Origin of the sequence: Herbaspirillum sp. SJZ106 (genome assembly GCF_006715495.1) — a bacterium.
Lineage (GTDB): Bacteria > Pseudomonadota > Gammaproteobacteria > Burkholderiales > Burkholderiaceae_D > Herbaspirillum.
Map to the genome: position 1 here is coordinate 224,270 of NZ_VFNI01000001.1, position 19,867 is coordinate 244,136.

The window sequence follows — 19,867 nt, forward strand, 5'->3', positions numbered from 1 at the left end:
TGCCGCTGCCGCCCGGTGTTCGGGTCAATGGCATCTTTATTGCTTGAGTGAATCAGTACAACGAAGCCGCCTGGGGAAGGGGGGCAATTGATAACTTTTACTTGCGCGGCGGGATGAGACACGCAATGTTTTTATGAAAACAGCAGCTTCACCGGTCATTTCCGACCACGACAACACGCCTGCCCAATCGATTCCACGCTCGCCGCGCCTGTTGGAGACCTTGCTCGCCAATCTGGACGGCGTGGTTTACCGTTGCCGCGACGATGCCCAATGGACCATGGAATTCGTCAGCGAAGGCAGCCTGCAATTGACGGGGTATTTGCCTGAAGAGCTGCTGCTGAACCAGCGCGTTTCCTTCCTTGAGCTGGTTCACCCGGATGACCGCCAGATGGTGCGCGCGCATGTCGACGATTGCGTGCGCTTGCGCCGCCGCTTCGATGTCGAGTACCGCATCGTGCATGCCGGGGGCGCGATCCGCTGGGTATGGGGGCGCGGCGTGGGCATCTGCAATGCCGCCGGCGAGGTCGAGGCCCTGGAGGGCTTCATGCAGGACGTGACCGAGCGCAAGGAGGCGGCGCAGGCGTTGCAGGAGGCGGAGCGGCGTTATCGCAGCATCTTCGAAAACGCCATCGAGGGCGTTTTCCAGACCACGCCCGACGGCACCTATATCGCCGTCAATCCGGCACTGGCGCGCATTTACGGTTACCGGTCGCCGGAGGATCTGATCGTCAGCCTGCGCGATATACGCCACCAGCTCTATGTCGAGCCCGATCGCCGCAGCGAGTTCATGCGCTTGATGGAAGAGCATGGTTCGGTCTCCAATTTCGAGTCGCGCGTCTACCGGCGCGACGGCGACATCATCTGGATTTCCGAAAACGCCCGGGCCGTCTATGACGACGCCGGCGCCCTGGTGTTCTACGAAGGCACGGTGGAAGCCATCACCGAGCGCAAGTTGTACGAGGCGGAGATGCGCCACCAGGCCACGCACGATGCGCTGACCGGGTTGCCTAATCGCAATATGCTGCACGAGCACCTGCAGCGCGCCATCCACAGCGCGCGCCAGAAGGGCGGCCTGACCGCGGTGGCGTTCGTCGACCTCGACCAGTTCAAGTACATCAACGACAGCCTCGGGCACCAGGTCGGCGACGAACTGCTCAAGACAGTGGCGCAGCGCCTGCTGTCATGCCTGCGCGACAGCGATATGGTGGCGCGCCAGGGCGGCGATGAGTTTGTGCTGGTCTTGCAGAACCAGACCGAGGGCGATGTCGGCATTGCCGAGGTCATGCAGCGCATCCTGGCGGCGGTGTCGCGTCCCTGGCAGGCGGGGGAGCGCGAGTTCCACATCACCTCCAGCATCGGCGTGAGCCGCTACCCGACGGATGGCAAGGATGTCGAAACCCTGCTCAAGAAGGCGGATTCGGCCATGTACAAGGCCAAGGAGCAGGGCCGCAACAACTTCCAGTTCTTTGCGCCATGGATGGATACCCAGGTCAGCAATCGCCTGGAAATGCTGATCAGCCTGCGCCGCGCGCTGGACCAGCAGGAATTCAAGCTGTTCTACCAGCCCAAGTTGAGCCTCAAGGATGGCCGCATCATCGGCGCCGAGGCGCTGATCCGCTGGGAGTCGCCCGAGCAGGGCATGGTTGCGCCCGACCGCTTTATCCCGTTCGCCGAAGAGGCCGGGCTGATCGTGCCGATCGGGGAGTGGGTGCTGCGCACGGCTTGCCGCCAGAACAAGGCCTGGCAGGATGCCGGCCTGCCGCCGATTCCGGTGGCGGTGAACCTGTCGCCGCGCCAGATGAACCAGGCTTTGCCCGAGTTCGTGGCCAACGTGCTGGCCGAGAGCGGCCTGTCGGCCTCCTGGCTGGAGCTGGAAATCACGGAAAACGTGGTCATGAAGGACGCCGAGAAGACCGTGGCGACCTTGAACACGCTCAAGCGCCTGGGTTTGCAGATATCGGTGGACGATTTCGGCACCGGCTATTCCAGCTTGAGTTACCTGCGCCGTTTCCCGGTCGACGCCTTGAAGATCGACAAGTCCTTCGTGCGCGACATCGCCCGCGATGCCGACAGCGCGGCCATCGTCAAGGCGGTGATCTCGCTGGCGCATATCCTCAACCTGAGGGTGATCGCCGAAGGGGTGGAGGATGAGGAACAGCATGCATTCCTGCGCGAGAACGGGTGCGACGAAGTGCAGGGTTATTACTTTGGCAAGCCGATGGCAGTGGCCGACTTCACCGAGCGCCTGCGCCAGGAAGCGTCGCGCCCGGGGTGATGCCGGCGGCCCTGACGGCGGCTGCAAATAATTGTGTAGGCGCCGCAACAAGCGCCATGCCCGGAAATGTTTGTGCTACACTCCACGCAGTACTTTTTCAACTTTGCGCCAGACCGCCGCAACCTGTGCGGCCAATAATGGCTCCATGATGCAAAGTCGATAGTTGAAATGGTGCAGATCGGTCGTCAGCAACCCGCGACGTGACGGTTTGGCAAGAGCATGATGCCACCGCGATGCCGATTTGCCCGGGTCTTAATTTCCAGCTCATTCAATCTCCTATAAGTCGGGCGCCGGAAAGCAGCACCAACAGCATCAAGCACAGCGCAGCAGGTTTGCGAGTGACGGTTCCTTGGGCGGCGCCGCGGATCGGCGCAACCATGCCGCCGGGCCCGGTGCAAGCCAAACTTTTGTTTAACAAGACGCACAAGAGTCGTACATGAATATTGCAGAGGCGAAGAAAGTCCTCGAAACAGCATTGCTTTGCACGCATGAGCCTTTATCGATCAATGACCTGAAAAAGCTGTACGCCGACCCGGAAAGCGACCAAGCCAGCGAGATCACCGCTGATGTCATCCGGCAGTTGCTCGAAGAACTGCGTGCGGACTGGGCCGACAAAGGGGTGGAAGTGGCCGGCCTGTCGACCGGCTGGCGCTTCCAGAGCCGTCCGGAGATGAAGGTCTATCTGGAACGGCTGAATCCGGAAAAGCCGCCGAAATATACGCGCGCCACGCTGGAAACGCTGGCCATCATCGCCTACCGCCAGCCGGTGACGCGCGGTGACATTGAAGAAATCCGCGGGGTGGCTGTCAATTCGCAAACCATCAAGATGCTGGAAGACCGCGGCTGGATCGAATCGATCGGCCATCGCGACGTGCCGGGACGCCCGGCCCTGTTTGCCACGACCCGCAAGTTCCTGGACGACCTGGGGCTGACTTCGCTGGAAGAGCTGCCGCCGTTGCAGTCGGTCGGCGGCGAAGCGGCAGTCCAAGGGGCGCTGCTGGAATTGCAGGCCTTGGAAGGCAGCGGGGCGGCCGCGCTGGAAGGCGGAGAAGAGGGCGGCGCGGATGAGGCGTCGCACAGCGGCCAGCTGGAGCTGGGCGAGCCGCTTCCCGGCGAGGACGCCGCCAGCGTCGCCGTCGCGCAGGCCGAAGCAAATAGCGATGCCGCCGCGCCCCAGGACGGGGAAGTGGCAGACCAGGCGCAGCATACCGAACAAACGCAAGAACCTTTTGAACAAGACGTTGCCGTAACAGGCACAAACGCCCTCGAGACCGCCGATGAAGCGGCCGGCGTGCACATCGACACCACTGACCAGGCCGCTGAGCGGGAAGATAAAGCCGAGCCGGGTCTGCACAATCAAGATTCGAAGAATGAAACCAATTAGTTCCAAAGACGAGCAAAGCGCTGAGCTTGCTGCGGCTGATGCCGCCGCGACCGAAAAGCCGGTGAAAAAACGCACCCGCAAGGCCGCAGTGGCGGCGCCTGCAGAATCTGGCGCGCCTGTGGCGATTGCGGCCGATGCCGAGGCGCCGGCGCCCAAGAAGCGCGCGCCGCGGGCCAAGAAGGCCGTGAGCGAAGAGGCGGCCGCGCCAGCTGAGGCCGTTGCGGCGCCTGCCGACACGGCGGCGCCGGAGAAAAAGCCGCGCGCCGCCAAGCCGCGCGTGAAGAAAGCCGACAAGCCCGAAGAGCCGGCGACGGCCAAGCCTGTCAAGCCTGCCAAGCAACTGAGCCTGGCAATCGATGCGCCGGCCCAGGAGCCGCCCAAGGTCATCGTCACCGTCGGTGAAGAGATCGTGGCGCCGCCGGTGTTGCTGGACGCGCCGGCCGATCCGAACCGGGCCAAGCCGGCCCGCCGCGGCGTGCGCGGCCCCCGCGCCCTGCGCAACAACCGTGCGGCCCAGCGTGCCGAAGCCAGCGCCCAGCAAAAAGGCGGCGCGCCCGAGGCAGGCGCTGTCCAGGAGCCGCGCGGCCAGTTCAAGGCACAGAACCCGAACCACGGGCAGCAAGGCAAGAAGGTTTTCGACAAGGGACACAAGAAGCCCAAGGCGCCGCAGCTGGGCCTGCGCGCGGCCGAACCGTCGGACGACATTTTTTCCTTCGTTACCTCCGAAGCCTATGACCGGGAAGACGGCGGCAAGAGCCAGAACCGTCATCCGCACCAGTTGCGCGGCAAGAACGGCCGCCGCGACCTGACCGCCGAGGACGATGCGCCCAAGCTGCACAAGGTGCTGGCTGACGCCGGCCTCGGTTCCCGCCGCGACATGGAAGAACTGATCGTCGCCGGCCGCGTGTCGGTCAATGGCGAACCGGCCCATATCGGACAGCGCATCCTGCCGACCGACCAGGTCCGCATCAATGGCAAGCTGCTGCAGCGCAAGGTTTCCAAGCGTCCGCCGCGCGTGCTGGTCTATCACAAGCCGGCCGGCGAAATCGTCAGCCATTCCGATCCGGAAGGCCGCAATTCGGTCTTCGACCGCCTGCCCACGATGAAGGCGGGCAAGTGGCTGGCCGTGGGGCGTCTCGACTTCAATACCGAAGGCCTGCTGCTGTTTACGACCTCGGGCGATCTGGCCAACCGGCTGATGCATCCGCGCTACAACATCGAGCGCGAATACGCGGTGCGTACGCTGGGCGAGCTGGAAGAGGGCATGCGCCAGAAGCTGCTGCACGGCGTTGAGCTCGACGATGGCCTGGCGCAGTTCTCGCGTATCGCCGACGGCGGCGGCGAAGGCGTCAACAAGTGGTATCGCGTGACCATCGGCGAAGGCCGCAACCGCGAGGTGCGCCGCATGTTCGAAGCGGTCGGCCTGACTGTATCGCGCCTGATCCGCACCCGTTATGGGGCGATGACGTTGCCGCAGACCTTGAAGCGCGGTCGCTGGGAAGAGCTGGAAGAAAACGCCGTGCGCAATCTGCTGGCCGCCTGCGGCCTGGAAAAGCCGGGCGGCGGCGAGCAGCGCACGGGCGGCAACCCCAAGAACGCCGGCCCGCGCGGCAACCAGATGCAGGGCAATAAGGGCGGTCCGCAACAGCGTGGCCGCGGCAATGGCGGCAATAACGGCAATGGCAACGGCGGCGGCAACAAGGGCGGGCAGCAGAAGAGCCGCCAGCCCGATCCGTTGCAAACCGCATTGGGTTTCCCGGACATCGGCAGCCAGCGTCGCAACAACCGCCCGCAGCGTGGCGGCGCCGGCAGCTTTGCATTGTCCGGCCTGCCTGGCATGACGCGCCGCCGTACGCGCTGACGCTCCCGTTCCGGGCGTTTGGTTGCCGCAAGGCAATTGAGGCGCCCGGCGGGTTTGCGAGGCGCTTTTTCCGGGCGTTGCTGTCGCGCCCGGCGCATTTCGCCCCAATCTTGAATTGCTGCGCATACCGTAATCGAGTATAATGCGCAAGTTAAACGCAACCGCCGCGAATCGCATATGTGCTAATTCATTGAAAGATCCGCCAGCGCCATGAGTTAGATGGATGAAGGGCGGTTCGCGTGATGTGATCTCGGTGTTGCGCAAGAGATAACAAAAGATGGGCGGATGCCCATTTTTTTTTTGCTGAACAGATTCGACATCGGCGTCCCTGGCGGGGCGTGCCGATGCCATTACGGAGAAATAGTCTTGCAATTGCTGGAGTTGATTGAATCCACCCTGTCGGGAATGGGCTACGAGCTGGTCGAGTTCGAGAAGGCGGCGCGCGGTCTTGTGCGCGTCTATATCGATTTCCCGTTCGACCCGGCTGCCGAGGAGGCGCGTTCGATCACCGTCGAGGATTGCGAGAAGGTGACGCATCAGCTGGTGCACGTCTTCACTGTGGAGAACGTGGCCTATGAGCGTCTGGAGGTTTCCTCGCCAGGGCTGGACCGGCCCCTGAAGAAGCAGGCGGACTTTGTCCGCTTTGTCGATTGCGAAGCGATCGTCAAGTTGCGCGTGCCCATGCCGGGCACGGCCAACCGCAAGAGCTACCAGGGCATGCTGCGCGAGCCCGAGGGCGAGAACCTGATGCTGGAATTTGAAGCAAACGATGGGTCGGCAGCCGTATTGAGTTTTACGCTGGCTGATGTGGATAAGGCACACCTGGTGCCACAGGTCGATTTTAGGAGTCGCAAAGGATGAGTCGCGAAATTTTGTTGTTGGTCGATGCACTGGCACGCGAAAAGAACGTCGATAAGGAAGTGGTCTTCGGAGCGCTGGAACACGCGCTGGCCCAGGCCACCAAGAAGCGCTATGAGGGCGAAGTCGACATCCGCGTATCGATCGACCGCGAAAGCGGTGAGTTCGAGTCGTTCCGCCGCTGGCACGTAGTGCCCGACGAGGCCGGCCTGCAGCTGCCCGACCAGGAAGTGCTGCTGTTCGAAGCCAAGGAACAGTTCCCGGATATCGAAGTCGATGAATACATCGAAGAGCCGATCGAGTCGGTCGAGTTCGGCCGCCGCTTCGCGCAGGATACCAAGCAGGTGGTCCTGCAGCGCATCCGCGACGCCGAGCGCGAGCAGATCCTGGCCGATTTCCTGGCCCGCGGCGATGCCCTGGTGACCGGCACCATCAAGCGCATGGAGCGCGGCGACGCCATCATCGAGTCGGGCAAGATCGAGGCGCGCCTGCCGCGCGACCAGATGATCCCGAAGGAAAACCTGCGTATCGGCGACCGTGTGCGCGCCTTCATCCTGCGCATCGACCGCAGCGCCCGCGGCCCGCAGGTGATCCTGTCGCGCACCGCGCCTGAATTCATCATGAAGCTGTTCGAGCTGGAAGTGCCGGAAATCGAACAAGGCTCGCTGGAAATCAAGTCGGCCGCGCGCGATCCGGGCGTGCGCGCCAAGATCGCGGTATTTACCGCCGACAAGCGCATCGACCCGATCGGCACCTGCGTGGGCATGCGCGGTTCGCGCGTGCAGGCCGTCACCGGCGAGCTGGGCGGCGAGCGCGTGGACATCGTGCTGTGGTCGGAAGATCCGGCGCAATTCGTCATCGGCGCACTGGCCCCGGCCAACGTCACCTCGATCGTGGTGGATGAGGAAAAGCACGCCATGGACGTGGTGGTTGACGAGGAAAACCTGGCCATCGCCATCGGCCGCGGCGGCCAGAACGTGCGCCTGGCAGCGGAGCTGACCGGCTGGCAGATCAACATCATGACCGCCGAGGAATCGGCCGACAAGTCGGCGCTGGAAACCGCGGCGATCCGCACGCTGTTCATGGAAAAGCTGGACGTCGACCAGGAAGTGGCCGACATCCTGGTCGAGGAAGGCTTCTCGACCCTGGAAGAAATCGCCTACGTGCCGATCAACGAGATGCTCGAGATCGAATCGTTCGACGAAGAGACCGTCAACGAGCTGCGCAACCGCGCCCGCGATGCCCTGGTAACCGAAGCGATCGCTTCCGAAGAAGGCCTGGAAGGCATGGACGAGGAACTGATCAATTTCGACGGCCTGGACCGTGTGCTGGCCGGCAAGCTGGGCCAGGCCGGCGTGAAGACGCTGGCGGCCTTCGCCGGCCTGGCGTATGACGAGTTCGGCGCGATCCTGGCCCTGCCGTCCGAGCGCGCGCGCCAACTGATTGAAAATGCATTTGAAGATGTGACCGACGATGAAATGAAGCTCATCGATGCCAAATACGATGAGCGCGCCAAGGCGTTGCAGGCCAAGGCATGGAGTGCGACCGAAGCCCGTTGAGGCTTTGCATCACTTCACATCATCTGCCGAGCCACATAGAAAAGAGGACTGAATGGCGAGTACCAACGTTGCCCAATTTGCCACCGAGCTGAAAATGCCCGCCGACCTGCTGTTGACCCAGCTGCGTTCGGCCGGCGTCGAAAAGAGCTCCGCATCCGATTCCCTGTCGAAGGAAGACAAGGACCGCCTGCTTGAACACCTGCGCCGTTCGCGTGGCGCCTCGCCGGAAGGCGAGAAGAAAAAGATCACGTTGACCCGCAAGGAAACCACCGAGATCAAGCAGGCCGATGCGACCGGCAAATCGCGCACGATCCAGGTGGAAGTGCGCAAGAAGCGCACTTTCATCAAACGCGACGAACCGACGCCGGAGGAAACTTCGGCGCGCGCCGCGGCGGTTCCGCACGAGCAGGCCGAAACCCCGGACCAGGTGCAGGCGCGTCAGGAAGAGGAAGCTCGCCGCCAGGCAGAACTGAAGGCGCAGGAAGAGCGTCTGGCGCAACTGGAGGCCGAACGTGCCGCCCAGGCCCAGGCTGCCGAACTGGAGCAGCAGCGCGCCCGTGAGGCCGCCGAGGCGGAAGCCGCCCGTGCGGCCGCCGAGGCCGCCATTGAAGCCGAGAAGGCCAAGGCTGGCGCGCAGGCCGCGCAGGCCGCGCCGAATCCGGCTGAGGAAGAGAAGAAGCGCGCTGCGGCCGAAGAAGCCAAGAAGAAGGCGGCCGAGGCCGCCAAGGTAGCCGCCGAACGCGCTGCCGCCGCCGAGCGCGCGCGCAAGGCGGTGGAAGACGAAGTGGCGCAGATCAAGGCCATGATGAATGCGCCGCGCCGGGTCGTGAAGGCGCCGGAACCGGCGCCGGCCGCCGCGGCCAAGACATCGGAAGGCACGTTGCACAAGCCGGCCGACAAGAAGCCGGGCGACAAGCCGGCGGACAAGAAACCGGCAGTCGCGGCGGACAAGAAGTCGATCAAGTCGGCCAATGTCTCCTCGACCTGGCAGGACGACGCCAAGAAGCGCGGCACCGGCATGAAGGCCCGCGGCGCGACTGGCGCCGGCGGTGGCCGCGACGGCTGGCGCTCGGGCCCCAAGGGCCGCCGCCATTCGCATAGCGACGACCAGCGCGAAAGCAATTTCCAAGTGCCGACCGAAGCCGTGGTGCACGACGTGTACGTGCCGGAAACCATCACCGTGGCCGAAGTGGCGCACAAGATGGCGGTCAAGGCTTCCGAGGTCATCAAGCACTTGATGAAGCTGGGCCAGATGGTCACCATCAACCAGGTGCTGGACCAGGAAACCGCGATGATCGTGGTCGAGGAAATGGGCCACCGCGCGCATGCCGCCAAGCTGGACGATCCGGAAGCATTGCTGGTCGAAGGCGAAGAGCATACCGACGCGGAAGCGCTGCCGCGCGCTCCGGTGGTGACCGTGATGGGCCACGTCGACCACGGCAAGACCTCGCTGCTGGACTACATCCGCCGCACCAAGGTGGCGTCGGGCGAAGCCGGCGGCATTACCCAGCACATCGGCGCATACCACGTGGAAACCCCGCGCGGCATGATCACCTTCCTGGATACCCCGGGCCACGAAGCGTTTACCGCGATGCGTGCCCGCGGCGCCAAGGCGACCGACATCGTCATCCTGGTGGTGGCGGCCGACGACGGCGTGATGCCGCAGACCAAGGAAGCGATTGCCCACGCCAAGGCTGGCGGCGTGCCGCTGGTGGTGGCAATCAACAAGATCGACAAGCCGGGCGCCAATCCCGACCGCGTCAAGCAGGAACTGATCGCGGAAGAAGTGGTGCCGGAAGAATACGGCGGCGACGCTCCGTTCATCGCGGTATCGGCCAAGACCGGCGAAGGCATCGACTCGCTGCTGGAAAACGTGCTGCTGCAAGCCGAAGTGCTGGAACTGACCGCGCCGGTCGACGTGCCGGCCCGCGGCCTGGTGATCGAAGCCAAGCTGGACAAGGGCCGCGGCCCGGTGGCGACGATCCTGGTGCAGTCCGGTACCTTGAAGCGCGGCGATGTCGTGCTGGCCGGTTCCGCCTATGGCCGCGTGCGCGCCATGCTGGACGAGAACGGCAAGAACATCAGCGAAGCCGGCCCGTCGATCCCGGTCGAAATCCAGGGCCTGACGGAAGTGCCGTCGGCCGGTGAAGAAGTGCTGGTCATGACCGACGAGCGCAAGGCGCGCGAAATCGGCCTGTTCCGCCAGGGCAAGTTCCGCGACGTCAAGCTGGCCAAGCAGCAGGCCGCCAAGCTGGAGAACATGTTCGAACAGATGAGCGAAGGCGAGGTCAAGAACCTGCCGATGATCATCAAGACCGACGTGCAAGGTTCGCAGGAAGCGCTGGTGCAGTCGCTGCAGAAACTGTCGAACGCCGAAGTGCGCGTCCAGGTGGTGCATGCGGCAGTCGGCGGCATCACCGAAAACGACGTCAACCTCGCGGTGGCATCGAAGGCGGTCATCATCGGCTTCAACACCCGTGCCGACGCCTCCGCGCGCAAGCTGGCCGAAGCCAACGGCGTCGACATCCGCTACTACAACATCATTTACGATGCGGTGGACGAGGTGAAGGCGGCGATGTCGGGCATGCTGGCGCCGGAAAAGCGCGAACAGGCGCTGGGCCTGGTGGAAATCCGCCAGGTGTTCGTGGTCAGCAAGGTCGGCTCGATCGCCGGCTGCTACGTGCTCGAAGGCCTGGTCAAGCGCGGTTCCCAAGTCCGCCTGCTGCGCAACAACGTGGTGGTGTGGACCGGCGAACTGGATTCGCTCAAGCGCTTCAAGGACGACGTCAAGGAAGTCAAGTCGGGCTTCGAGTGCGGTCTCTCGCTCAAGGGCTACAACGACATCGAAGTGGGCGACCAGCTCGAGATCTTCGAAGTGCAGGAAGTGGCGCGTACGCTGTAATTCCGGGGCCGCCCGGCGGGATCGTCCCGTCGGCGGCCGCGCTGGCAACGCGCTTCCACAAGCAACAGCAACATCCGTCGCAGCAATGCGGGAGAGTTTCCCGCGCAGCCACCGGCGGATTGTTTTTTTGAACAATGGCAAAACACAGCAAATCCATCCCCGGGCGCGGCTTGCGCGTCGCCGACCAGATCCAGCGCGATCTGGCGGAATTGATCGCCTTCGAATTGAAGGATCCGCGCGTAGGGATGATCACCATTACCGAAGTGCAGGTCACGCCTGACTACGCGCACGCCAAGATTTTCTTCACCACGCTGGTGGACAATCCTGAGGCGGTGAAGAACACGCTGGCCGGCCTGCGCAAGGCGGCAGGGTTCCTGCGGACCCAATTGGGCCGCAGGCTGACTATCCATACCTTGCCGGAACTGCATTTCGTGCACGACAACTCGACCGCGCGCGGCATTGAAATGTCGCGCCTGATCGACGAAGCCAATGCCACGCGCGCCAAGGACGCGGACGACGAAGCCTGAGGCTTGGCGTCCTATGCCGCGCGCGGTCAAGGACCGCGGCATTCATTGACATATCAATCGGCCGGCCCGGCCGCGCATGCCCGGCATCGCCTGGCGCTCGACGCAGCTCACAGGCCGTCCGTCCATCACATGGCAGACAACATACCGGCGCACGGATCGTCCTCCCCCCAGGCAACGCAAGAGCAGGATGGCGAGCGCAAGCAACGCCCGGCTCCGGCGGCGCGCGTGCCGCGCCCACCGCGTATGCCGGTGCACGGCGTGCTGCTGCTGGACAAGCCGGCGGGCCTCTCCAGCAACGACGCCCTGATCCGCGCCAAGCGCATGCTCAATGCGCCCAAGGCCGGGCATACCGGCACCCTTGATCCGTTCGCCACCGGCCTGTTGCCGCTGTGCTTCGGGGAGGCCACCAAGTTCTCGCAAGATTTGCTGGAGGCCGACAAGACCTACGAGGCCGTCGTCCACCTTGGCATCAAGACCGATACCGGCGATACCGAAGGGCAGGTCATCGGCGAGCATGCCGTCGAGGTCGGGGCCGCACAGATTGAAGCGGCGCTGGCGCGGTATCGCGGCGACATCCTCCAGGTGCCGCCCATGCATTCCGCCCTGAAACGCGACGGCAAGCCTTTGTACGAATACGCGCGCGCCGGCATTACGCTGGAGCGGGAGGCGCGCGCGGTCACCATCCATCATCTGGAAATGCTGGCCTACCAGGCGCCGATGCTGACCATTCGCGTCACCTGCAGCAAAGGGACGTATATTCGCGTGCTGGGCGAGGACATCGGCCAGGCGCTGGGTTGCGGCGCGCACCTGAACGCATTGCGCCGCACCGGTGTCGGCCCGCTGACGCTGGCAGGCGCGGTGACGCTGGAGCAACTCGACGCGGCCGGCGAGCTGGCGCAGCGCAAGGACATGTTGTTGCCGGTGGACGGCTTGCTGCAGAGTTTTGCCGCCGTACAGCTGCCGGATGAACTGGCGCGTCGTTTTTTGCACGGACAGCGACTGGCCCTGGGCAAGGAAAGCGTGGCAGTGCCGGAGCAAGCCGGCCGGGTGCGGGTGTACCGCGTTTCCGACGGTTGCCTGTTGGGCACCGGCTTGTTGCAGGAATACGCCATCCTGGCGCCGGAACGATTGGTGTCCACCGCCTGAGCAGGTGCGCAGGCCGGGGATGCAAATGGGCAGTAAAGCGGTTTTTGCCGCTCCTTCGCGGTTGTCGCGAAGGGGCGGCAAGCCGTTGAAAATACAGGTCTTTTTAAATTTCATGCGACGCAGCATGCTATAATGCGCGCCTTCCAAGAATCGGCATCAACCTACATTCACCATGTCAAACAATATCCGCGCAATTCGCAACATCGCCATCATTGCCCACGTTGACCACGGCAAAACCACCCTGGTCGACCAACTGCTGCGCCAGTCCGGCACCTTCCGCGACAACCAGCAGGTCGATAACCGCGTGATGGATTCGAACGACATCGAAAAGGAACGCGGCATCACCATCCTGTCGAAGAACTGCGCGGTGGAGTACAAGGGCACCCACATCAACATCGTCGATACCCCGGGCCACGCCGACTTCGGCGGCGAGGTCGAGCGCGTGCTGTCGATGGTCGACAGCGTGCTGCTGCTGGTGGATGCCCAGGAAGGCCCGATGCCGCAGACCCGTTTCGTCACTCGCAAGGCGCTGGCGCTGGGCCTGAAGCCCATCGTGGTCCTCAACAAGATCGACCGTCCGGGCGCGCGCGCCGAGTGGGCCATCAACGCCACCTTCGAACTGTTCGACAAGCTGGGCGCGACCGAAGAGCAGCTGGACTTCCCGGTGATCTACGCTTCGGGCCTGAACGGTTACGCCAGCCTGGATCCGGAAGCGCGCAGCGGCAGCATGGAACCGCTGTTCGATGCCATCCTGAAGTACGTGCCGGCGCGCAAGGACGATCCGGACGCGCCGCTGCAACTGCAGATCACTTCGCTGGAATACTCGTCCTACGTCGGCAAGATCGGCGTCGGCCGTATCCTCGCCGGCCGCGTCAAGGGCGGCCAGGACGTGGTCTGGATGAACGGTCCGACAGACAAGCCGACCAAGGCCCGTATCAACCAGGTGCTGACCTTCAAGGGCCTGGAACGCGTGCTGGTCGATGAAGCGCTGGCCGGCGACATCGTGCTGATCAACGGTATCGAGGAAATCGGCATCGGCTCCACCATCTGTGCGCCGGACGCGCCCAACGGCCTGCCGATGCTGAAGGTCGACGAACCGACCCTGACCATGAACTTCATGGTCAACACCTCGCCGTTGGCCGGCCGCGAAGGCAAGTTCGTCACCACCCGCCAGATCCGCGACCGCCTGGAGAAGGAACTGAAGTCCAACATGGCGCTGCGCGTGGTGCAGGCCGAGAACGACGACTCGACCTACGAAGTGTCGGGCCGCGGCGAACTGCACCTGACCATCCTGATCGAGAACATGCGCCGCGAAGGCTTCGAACTGGCCGTGTCGCGTCCGCGCGTGGTGTTCCGCATGGTTGACGGCGTGCGCGAAGAACCGTACGAGAACCTGACCGTGGACGTCGAAGAAACCCACCAGGGCGGCGTGATGGAAGAACTGGGCCGCCGCCGCGGCGACCTGCAGAACATGGAACCGGACGGCAAGGGCCGTGTGCGCCTGGAATACCACATCCCGGCGCGTGGCCTGATCGGCTTCCAGGGCGAATTCATGACCCTGACCCGCGGCACCGGCCTGATGAGCCACGTGTTCGACGACTACAAGCCGGTCGATACCACCAAGGGTGAACTGGCCGGCCGCCGCAACGGCGTGCTGATCTCGCAGGACGACGGCGCCGCCGTGGCCTACGCATTGTGGAAGCTGCAGGATCGCGGCCGCATGTTCGTCAGCCACAACGACCCGGTCTACGAAGGCATGATCATCGGCATCCACTCGCGCGACAACGACCTGGTGGTGAACCCGATCAAGGGCAAGCAGCTGACCAACGTGCGTGCTTCCGGCACCGACGAAGCAGTGCGCCTGGTGCCGCCGATCGAGCTGAACCTGGAATACGCCGTCGAATTCATCGAGGATGACGAGCTAGTTGAAGTCACGCCGAAGAGCATTCGCCTGCGCAAGCGTCACCTGAAGGAACACGAGCGCAAGAAGGCGTCGCGCGAAGAATCGATTTGATGCGGGGAAATGGCAGCTGCGTGCGGTTGCCGTTGGAGCGGGGCAGGTCTGGGCTGATATCTTTTTTGTGAATACCAGATATCAGCACAATAAAGCAGACAGCTATGATGCGCTGCCATATAGTTACACCTGTCTCCTCCAATTTCCTCCTAAAGAATTGGATTCAAGCCCGCAACTTCGGTTGTGGGCTTTTTTTTTGCCGCGTTTGCCTTGTTTCCCCGTGCACGTGCCCAGCGCATAGGGTCTTGTGGTTGGAGTGGCAACGATTGATATCAAGCTGCCTGGTTACCGCGGGAAGGCCATTTCCGCAGGCGGCATGGCTGGTTTTATTTCCATGGCACTATTTTTGTGCATTGCGAAATGACGGCTGTCGGTTTGTGGTGCAGAATCGTGTCCGCAGTATAAAAATCCTATCTCACAGAGGATAGAGGGGACACCAGCCCGCAACGCGAAAGCCTTGCGGGCTTTCTATTTGCCCGCCGATTTGCCCTGTGCATGGCCGGCGATTGACCGCCGGCGGCGCCTGCTTGCAGCCCGTCATGCCATCGCAGACACTGGAGATGCGGCGCGCCGGATCGCCCATCGGCAGCCGAAACGATTTACGGATTACGATCCTTTAGCACATGAAGAAACACTTGCCCCCACGCACTGTCAGCGTGGCCCCGATGATGGATTGGACCGACCGGCACTGCCGCGTCTTCCATCGCCAGATCACGCGCCACACCTGGTTGTACACCGAGATGGTGACCACCGGCGCGCTGCTGCATGGCGACGTGCCGCGCCATCTCGATTTCAACGAGGAAGAGCACCCGGTCGCCTTGCAACTGGGCGGCAGCGAGCCGGCCGACCTGGCGCATAGCGCGAAGCTGGGCGAGCAATGGGGCTATGACGAGATCAATCTGAACTGCGGTTGCCCGTCCGAGCGCGTACAAAAGGGAGCGTTCGGCGCTTGCCTGATGGGCGAGCCGGCGCTGGTGGCCGATTGTGTCAAGGCCATGCGCGACGCGGTGTCGATCGACGTCACCGTGAAGCACCGTATCGGCATCGACGACGTGCAATCGTATGATTTCGTGCGCGATTTCGTCGGCGCCATCGCCGAAGCGGGTTGCAAGACATTCATCGTGCACGCGCGCAACGCCATCCTGAAGGGCCTGAGCCCGAAGGAAAACCGCGAGATTCCGCCCTTGAAGTACGACTATGCCTACCAGTTGAAGAAAGATTTCCCGGAACTGGAAATCCTGATCAATGGCGGCATCAAGACCGTGGCCGAGATCGACGAGCATTTGCAGCACGTGGACGGCGTCATGCTGGGCCGCGAGGCTTACCATAACCCTTACCTGATGGCCGGTTTCGACGCGCGCTATTACCCGACCCTGGACGGCGGCCGCCAGCCGAGCCGCGAACAGGTGATCGCCGCCATGCTGCCATACATGCAACGCCAGCTGGCATTGCACGGTGACAATGGCCGCGGCCTGCGCCTCAACAGCATGACCCGCCATATGCTGGGCCTGCTGGCCGGCGTGCCCGGCGCGCGCGCCTTCCGCCAGACGTTGTCGGACTCGAAGAGGCTGGCGCTGGGCGATCCGGCCCTGTTACAGGAAGCGTTGGCGCGCACGCAGGCCATCCAGGATCAATAAATCGCGGCAAAGCACGCTACAGGCAGGGTGAGGACGCCCGCAATCCTTTAAAATAGCGGGTTCCAGATGGGAAAAGAAAATCATATGCCACTCGCTACAACAGAAGAAATCGTCGCCGAACTCCGTGCCGGACGCATGGTGATCCTGGTCGACGAAGAAGATCGCGAAAACGAAGGCGATCTGATCCTGGCGACCGATTTCGTCACGCCGGAAGCCATCAATTTCATGGTTACGCATGCGCGCGGCCTGGTATGCCTGACGCTCACCGAAGAACATTGCGACCAGCTCGACCTGCCGATGATGGCCAGCCGCAACGGTACGCAGTTCGGCACCAACTTCACCGTCTCGATCGAGGCGGCCGAGGGCGTGACCACCGGTATTTCCGCCGCCGACCGCGCGCGCACCATCCAGGTAGCCGCGGCCAAGCACGCCAAGCCGTCGGACCTGGTGAACCCGGGCCATATCTTTCCACTGCGCGCGCAAAAGGGCGGTGTGCTGATGCGCGCCGGCCACACCGAAGCCGGGTGCGACCTGACCGCCCTGGCCGGGCTGACGCCGGCCGCCGTGATCTGCGAGATCCTGAAGGACGACGGCACCATGGCGCGCCTGCCGGACCTGATGGAGTTCGCCGAGAAGCACAGCCTGAAGATCGGCACGATTGCCGACCTGATCCATTACCGCAGCCGCAACGAGAGCATCATCGAGCGCGTGGCCGAACGCGACATGCAGACCGTGCACGGCAACTTCAAGGCCATCGCCTATCGCGACACGCCATCCGGCGGCGCGCATCTGGCGCTGGTGCATGGCGAGATCCAGCCTGGCCAGGAAACCCTGGTGCGGGTACACCAGCCGGTGTCCATCCTCGATTTGCTGGAGTCCGAAGTCACCACCCACTCGTGGAACCTGGCAGCCGCCATGAAGGCGGTGCAGGCCGCGCCGGGCGGCGTGGTGGTGCTGCTCAATTGCGAAGAATCGGCCCAGCAGATGTTCGACCAGTTCGGTGCGCTCAACCAGGTTGGCGGCGCCAATGCCGCCAAGCCGCTGCGCGCCGACCGCCTGGATTTGCGCACCTATGGCATCGGCGCCCAGATCCTGAAGGATTTGGGCGTGTGCAAGATGAAGCTCCTGGCCAGTCCGCGCAAGATGCCGTCGATGGCAGGCTTCAAGCTGGAAGTCACCGGTTACCAGGCGCGCGATGGCGTATAAGTAGTACGGAACGACCAAGATCAGCAATCACGCAAGTCAACAACCTAATAAGGAAAAGCCATGACCATTGGAACTTTTGAAGCGGATTTGAATGGCGAAAGCTTGCGCATCGGCATCGTGCAGGCGCGCTTCAATGAAGACGTCTGCCATGGCCTGCTGGCGGCCTGCCTGGCCGAATTGAAGCATCTGGGGGTAGCCGACGAGGACATCCTGCACGTCACCGTGCCGGGCGCCCTGGAAATCCCGCTGGCCCTGCAGAAGATGGCGGAGACCGAGCAGTTCGACGCGCTCATCGCGCTGGGCGCGGTGATTCGCGGCGAAACCTACCACTTCGAGCTGGTTTCCAACGAATCGGGCGCCGGCATCAGCCGCATCGCGCTGGATTTCGGCGTGCCCATCGCCAACGCCGTGCTGACCACCGAGAACGACGAGCAGGCTGAAGTGCGCATGGCCGAGAAGGGCGCCGACGCGGCCCGCGTTGCGGTCGAAATGGCGAACCTGTCGATCGTCCTGGAAGAGCTGGGCCAGGCGACCGACGAAGAGGAATAAGCCGTTGCCGCGCCGCTGCACAGGCAGCAGCGCGGCGGTTTTTTCCGGCAGTTTCAAGTATTCATTCAAGTAAAGCATTCACGGCTTCGCGCCGCATTCATCATGTCGAACAAATCTCAACACGCCAATTCGAACAAGAATCGCACACCGCGCCACCGGGCGCGCGAGTTCGCGTTGCAGGGCTTGTACCAGTGGCTGCTCAACCATGAGGACAGCGGCGCAATCGAAGCACACATCCGCGAAGCGCACGGTTTCGACAAAGCTGACGCCGAACACTTCGACACGCTGCTCAACGGCGCCATCCGCGATGCCCAGGCATTGCGCGCCGGCCTGGCGCCGCTGATCGACCGCTCCATCAAGGAACTGTCGCCGGTAGAGCATGCCGCGTTGCTGATCGGCGCCTACGAACTGCAGCACCACATCGAGATTCCCTACAAAGTGGTGATCAACGAGGCCGTGGAATTGACCAAGTCTTTCGGCGGCATCGACGGCCACAAGTATGTCAACGGCGTGCTCGATCGCTTTGCGGCGCAAGTGCGTGCCACCGAAGTCGGCGCCGGCCGCCGCTAAGCACTTGTTCGCGGCGCGGCGCCTCGGGCGGCCGGCGTCAAGCCGGGTGGCCGCCCGGCCGCACCATCTCTGTTGCATGCGCTGCCGCCCAGGCGCGCCACCCGCTTTCCGGATTTCCCATGAGCCTGAACGAACTCGCCTCCCGCCTCAATAACATCGCCCCCTTCCACGTCATGGAGCTGGCCAAGAAGGCCGCCGTGCTGGAGCAGCAGGGGCGCCATATCATCCACATGGGCATCGGCGAACCCGACTTCACCGCGCCGCCGGCGGTGGTGGAAGCCGCCACGCGCGCCATGGCCGACGGCAAGATGCAGTACACCTCGGCGACCGGCTTGCCGCAATTGCGGCAGGCGATTTCCGACCATTACCGCAGCGTCTACGGACTGGAGATCGCGCCCGAGCGCATCGTGGTCACGGCCGGCGCCTCGGCGGCCTTGTTGCTGGCCTGTGCCACGCTGGTGGAGAAGGACGCGCAAGTGTTGATGCCCGACCCCAGCTATCCTTGCAACCGTCATTTCGTCGCGGCTTTCGAAGGCCAGGCCAAGCTGATCGCCAGCGGCCCGGAACACCGCTTCCAGCTTTCCGCGCAGATGGTGCGCGAGCACTGGAGCCAGGCCACCCGTGGCGTGCTGCTGGCTTCGCCGTCCAATCCGACCGGCACTTCCATCCTGCCCGGGGAATTGCGCGACATTGTGGCCGAAGTGCGCGAGCGCGGCGGCTTCACCATCGTCGATGAGATCTACCAGGGCCTGTCGTATGAGGGAACGCCGTTCTCGGCGCTGTCGCTGGGCGAGGACGTGGTGGTGATCAACAGCTTCTCCAAGTACTTCAACATGACCGGATGGCGCCTGGGCTGGCTGGTGCTGCCGCCGGCCTTGGTGCCGCAGATCGAGAAGCTGGCGCAGAACTTGTTCATCTGCGCCTCATCGATTGCCCAGCATGCCGGTGTGGCTTGCTTCTCTGCCCAGTCGATCGCCATCTATGAAGAGCGCAAGGCGGAGTTCAAGCGCCGCCGCGACTATATCGTGCCGGCGCTGGAAAGCCTGGGCTTCAAGGTGCCGGTGGTGCCGGACGGCGCTTTCTATGTCTACGCCGATTGCAGTGCGCTGTCCGACGATGCCGACCGGCTGACGCTCGACATGCTCAATGAAGCCGGCGTGGTACTGGTGCCGGGCCTGGATTTCGGCCCCTTTACTGCGCGCCGCTATATCCGCTTGTCGTATGCGACGTCGATGGAAAACCTGCAGGAGGCGGTGGCGCGCCTGAAAACCTTCTTCGCCAGCCGCAAGGCGGCGGCCTGAGGATATCGAGGGCGTCAGCTGCCGAGGCGTTGGCAGCCGGAAAAGAAAAAGGAGCCCGAAGGCTCCTTTTTTGCGTTT

At 63.4% G+C, this 19,867-nt stretch carries 14 protein-coding genes; all 14 read left to right on the forward strand.

All coding sequences use genetic code 11. From position 1 onward, the window contains the following. Positions 1–133: 133 nt before the first annotated feature. Positions 134–2,275 carry a bifunctional diguanylate cyclase/phosphodiesterase gene (locus FB598_RS01035; protein WP_141911758.1) on the forward strand — a complete coding sequence of 714 codons (2,142 nt, stop codon included), beginning with the start codon at positions 134–136 and terminating at the stop codon, positions 2,273–2,275. A 436-nt stretch (positions 2,276–2,711) separates the two neighbouring features. Beyond that, positions 2,712–3,659, forward strand: coding sequence for an SMC-Scp complex subunit ScpB (gene scpB, locus FB598_RS01040; RefSeq protein WP_141911760.1), 948 nt, complete (start codon positions 2,712–2,714; stop codon positions 3,657–3,659). Next, complete coding sequence (gene rluB / locus FB598_RS01045) at positions 3,646–5,520, forward strand: 23S rRNA pseudouridine(2605) synthase RluB (protein WP_141911762.1); 1,875 nt, start codon at positions 3,646–3,648, stop codon at positions 5,518–5,520. Before scpB ends, rluB begins: the two co-directional genes overlap by 14 nt. Before the next feature lie 366 nt (positions 5,521–5,886). Next, positions 5,887–6,381, forward strand: a complete 495-nt coding sequence (gene rimP, locus FB598_RS01050; protein WP_141911764.1) for a ribosome maturation factor RimP — start codon at positions 5,887–5,889, stop codon at positions 6,379–6,381. Next, the gene (gene nusA, locus FB598_RS01055; protein WP_141911765.1) at positions 6,378–7,937 is read left to right on the forward strand and encodes a transcription termination factor NusA; all 1,560 of its coding nucleotides are present in this window, start codon (positions 6,378–6,380) and stop codon (positions 7,935–7,937) included. Before rimP ends, nusA begins: the two co-directional genes overlap by 4 nt. A gap of 52 nt (positions 7,938–7,989) precedes the next feature. After that, positions 7,990–10,839, forward strand: coding sequence for a translation initiation factor IF-2 (infB, locus tag FB598_RS01060; RefSeq protein ID WP_141911767.1), 2,850 nt, complete (start codon positions 7,990–7,992; stop codon positions 10,837–10,839). Between the two features lie 134 nt (positions 10,840–10,973). Then, positions 10,974–11,366, forward strand: coding sequence for a 30S ribosome-binding factor RbfA (rbfA, locus tag FB598_RS01065; RefSeq protein WP_141911770.1), 393 nt, complete (start codon positions 10,974–10,976; stop codon positions 11,364–11,366). Positions 11,367–11,495: 129 nt separating this feature from the next. Further along, the gene (gene truB / locus FB598_RS01070; RefSeq protein ID WP_141911772.1) at positions 11,496–12,512 is read left to right on the forward strand and encodes a tRNA pseudouridine(55) synthase TruB; all 1,017 of its coding nucleotides are present in this window, start codon (positions 11,496–11,498) and stop codon (positions 12,510–12,512) included. Positions 12,513–12,684: 172 nt separating this feature from the next. Then, on the forward strand, positions 12,685–14,526 hold the full coding sequence (gene typA / locus FB598_RS01075; RefSeq protein WP_141911774.1) for a translational GTPase TypA: 1,842 nt from the start codon (positions 12,685–12,687) through the stop codon (positions 14,524–14,526). A 635-nt stretch (positions 14,527–15,161) separates the two neighbouring features. Beyond that, entirely contained in the window at positions 15,162–16,163 is a 1,002-nt protein-coding gene (gene dusA, locus FB598_RS01080) for a tRNA dihydrouridine(20/20a) synthase DusA (RefSeq protein WP_255463932.1), read from the forward strand. 84 nt (positions 16,164–16,247) lie between these two features. Then, the gene (gene ribBA / locus FB598_RS01085; RefSeq protein WP_141911779.1) at positions 16,248–17,369 is read left to right on the forward strand and encodes a bifunctional 3,4-dihydroxy-2-butanone-4-phosphate synthase/GTP cyclohydrolase II; all 1,122 of its coding nucleotides are present in this window, start codon (positions 16,248–16,250) and stop codon (positions 17,367–17,369) included. A gap of 60 nt (positions 17,370–17,429) precedes the next feature. Continuing rightward, positions 17,430–17,918: a 6,7-dimethyl-8-ribityllumazine synthase gene (gene ribH, locus FB598_RS01090; protein ID WP_141911781.1), complete on the forward strand. Its 489-nt coding sequence runs from the start codon at positions 17,430–17,432 to the stop codon at positions 17,916–17,918. A gap of 102 nt (positions 17,919–18,020) precedes the next feature. After that, positions 18,021–18,488, forward strand: coding sequence for a transcription antitermination factor NusB (gene nusB / locus FB598_RS01095; RefSeq protein ID WP_141911784.1), 468 nt, complete (start codon positions 18,021–18,023; stop codon positions 18,486–18,488). A gap of 119 nt (positions 18,489–18,607) precedes the next feature. Then, the gene (locus tag FB598_RS01100) at positions 18,608–19,789 is read left to right on the forward strand and encodes a pyridoxal phosphate-dependent aminotransferase (RefSeq protein ID WP_141911786.1); all 1,182 of its coding nucleotides are present in this window, start codon (positions 18,608–18,610) and stop codon (positions 19,787–19,789) included. The last annotated feature ends 78 nt before the right edge of the window (positions 19,790–19,867 follow it).

What these genes read in the sequence shown, in the direction of transcription:
- FB598_RS01035 (WP_141911758.1), top strand. Translation starts at nt 134, where the DNA reads ATGAAAACAGCAGCTTCACCGGTCATTTCCGACCACGACAACACGCCT.
- scpB (WP_141911760.1), top strand. Translation starts at nt 2,712, where the DNA reads ATGAATATTGCAGAGGCGAAGAAAGTCCTCGAAACAGCATTGCTTTGC.
- rluB (WP_141911762.1), top strand. Translation starts at nt 3,646, where the DNA reads ATGAAACCAATTAGTTCCAAAGACGAGCAAAGCGCTGAGCTTGCTGCG.
- nusA (WP_141911765.1), top strand. Translation starts at nt 6,378, where the DNA reads ATGAGTCGCGAAATTTTGTTGTTGGTCGATGCACTGGCACGCGAAAAG.
- infB (WP_141911767.1), top strand. Translation starts at nt 7,990, where the DNA reads ATGGCGAGTACCAACGTTGCCCAATTTGCCACCGAGCTGAAAATGCCC.
- rbfA (WP_141911770.1), top strand. Translation starts at nt 10,974, where the DNA reads ATGGCAAAACACAGCAAATCCATCCCCGGGCGCGGCTTGCGCGTCGCC.
- truB (WP_141911772.1), top strand. Translation starts at nt 11,496, where the DNA reads ATGGCAGACAACATACCGGCGCACGGATCGTCCTCCCCCCAGGCAACG.
- typA (WP_141911774.1), top strand. Translation starts at nt 12,685, where the DNA reads ATGTCAAACAATATCCGCGCAATTCGCAACATCGCCATCATTGCCCAC.
- ribBA (WP_141911779.1), top strand. Translation starts at nt 16,248, where the DNA reads ATGCCACTCGCTACAACAGAAGAAATCGTCGCCGAACTCCGTGCCGGA.
- ribH (WP_141911781.1), top strand. Translation starts at nt 17,430, where the DNA reads ATGACCATTGGAACTTTTGAAGCGGATTTGAATGGCGAAAGCTTGCGC.
- nusB (WP_141911784.1), top strand. Translation starts at nt 18,021, where the DNA reads ATGTCGAACAAATCTCAACACGCCAATTCGAACAAGAATCGCACACCG.
- FB598_RS01100 (WP_141911786.1), top strand. Translation starts at nt 18,608, where the DNA reads ATGAGCCTGAACGAACTCGCCTCCCGCCTCAATAACATCGCCCCCTTC.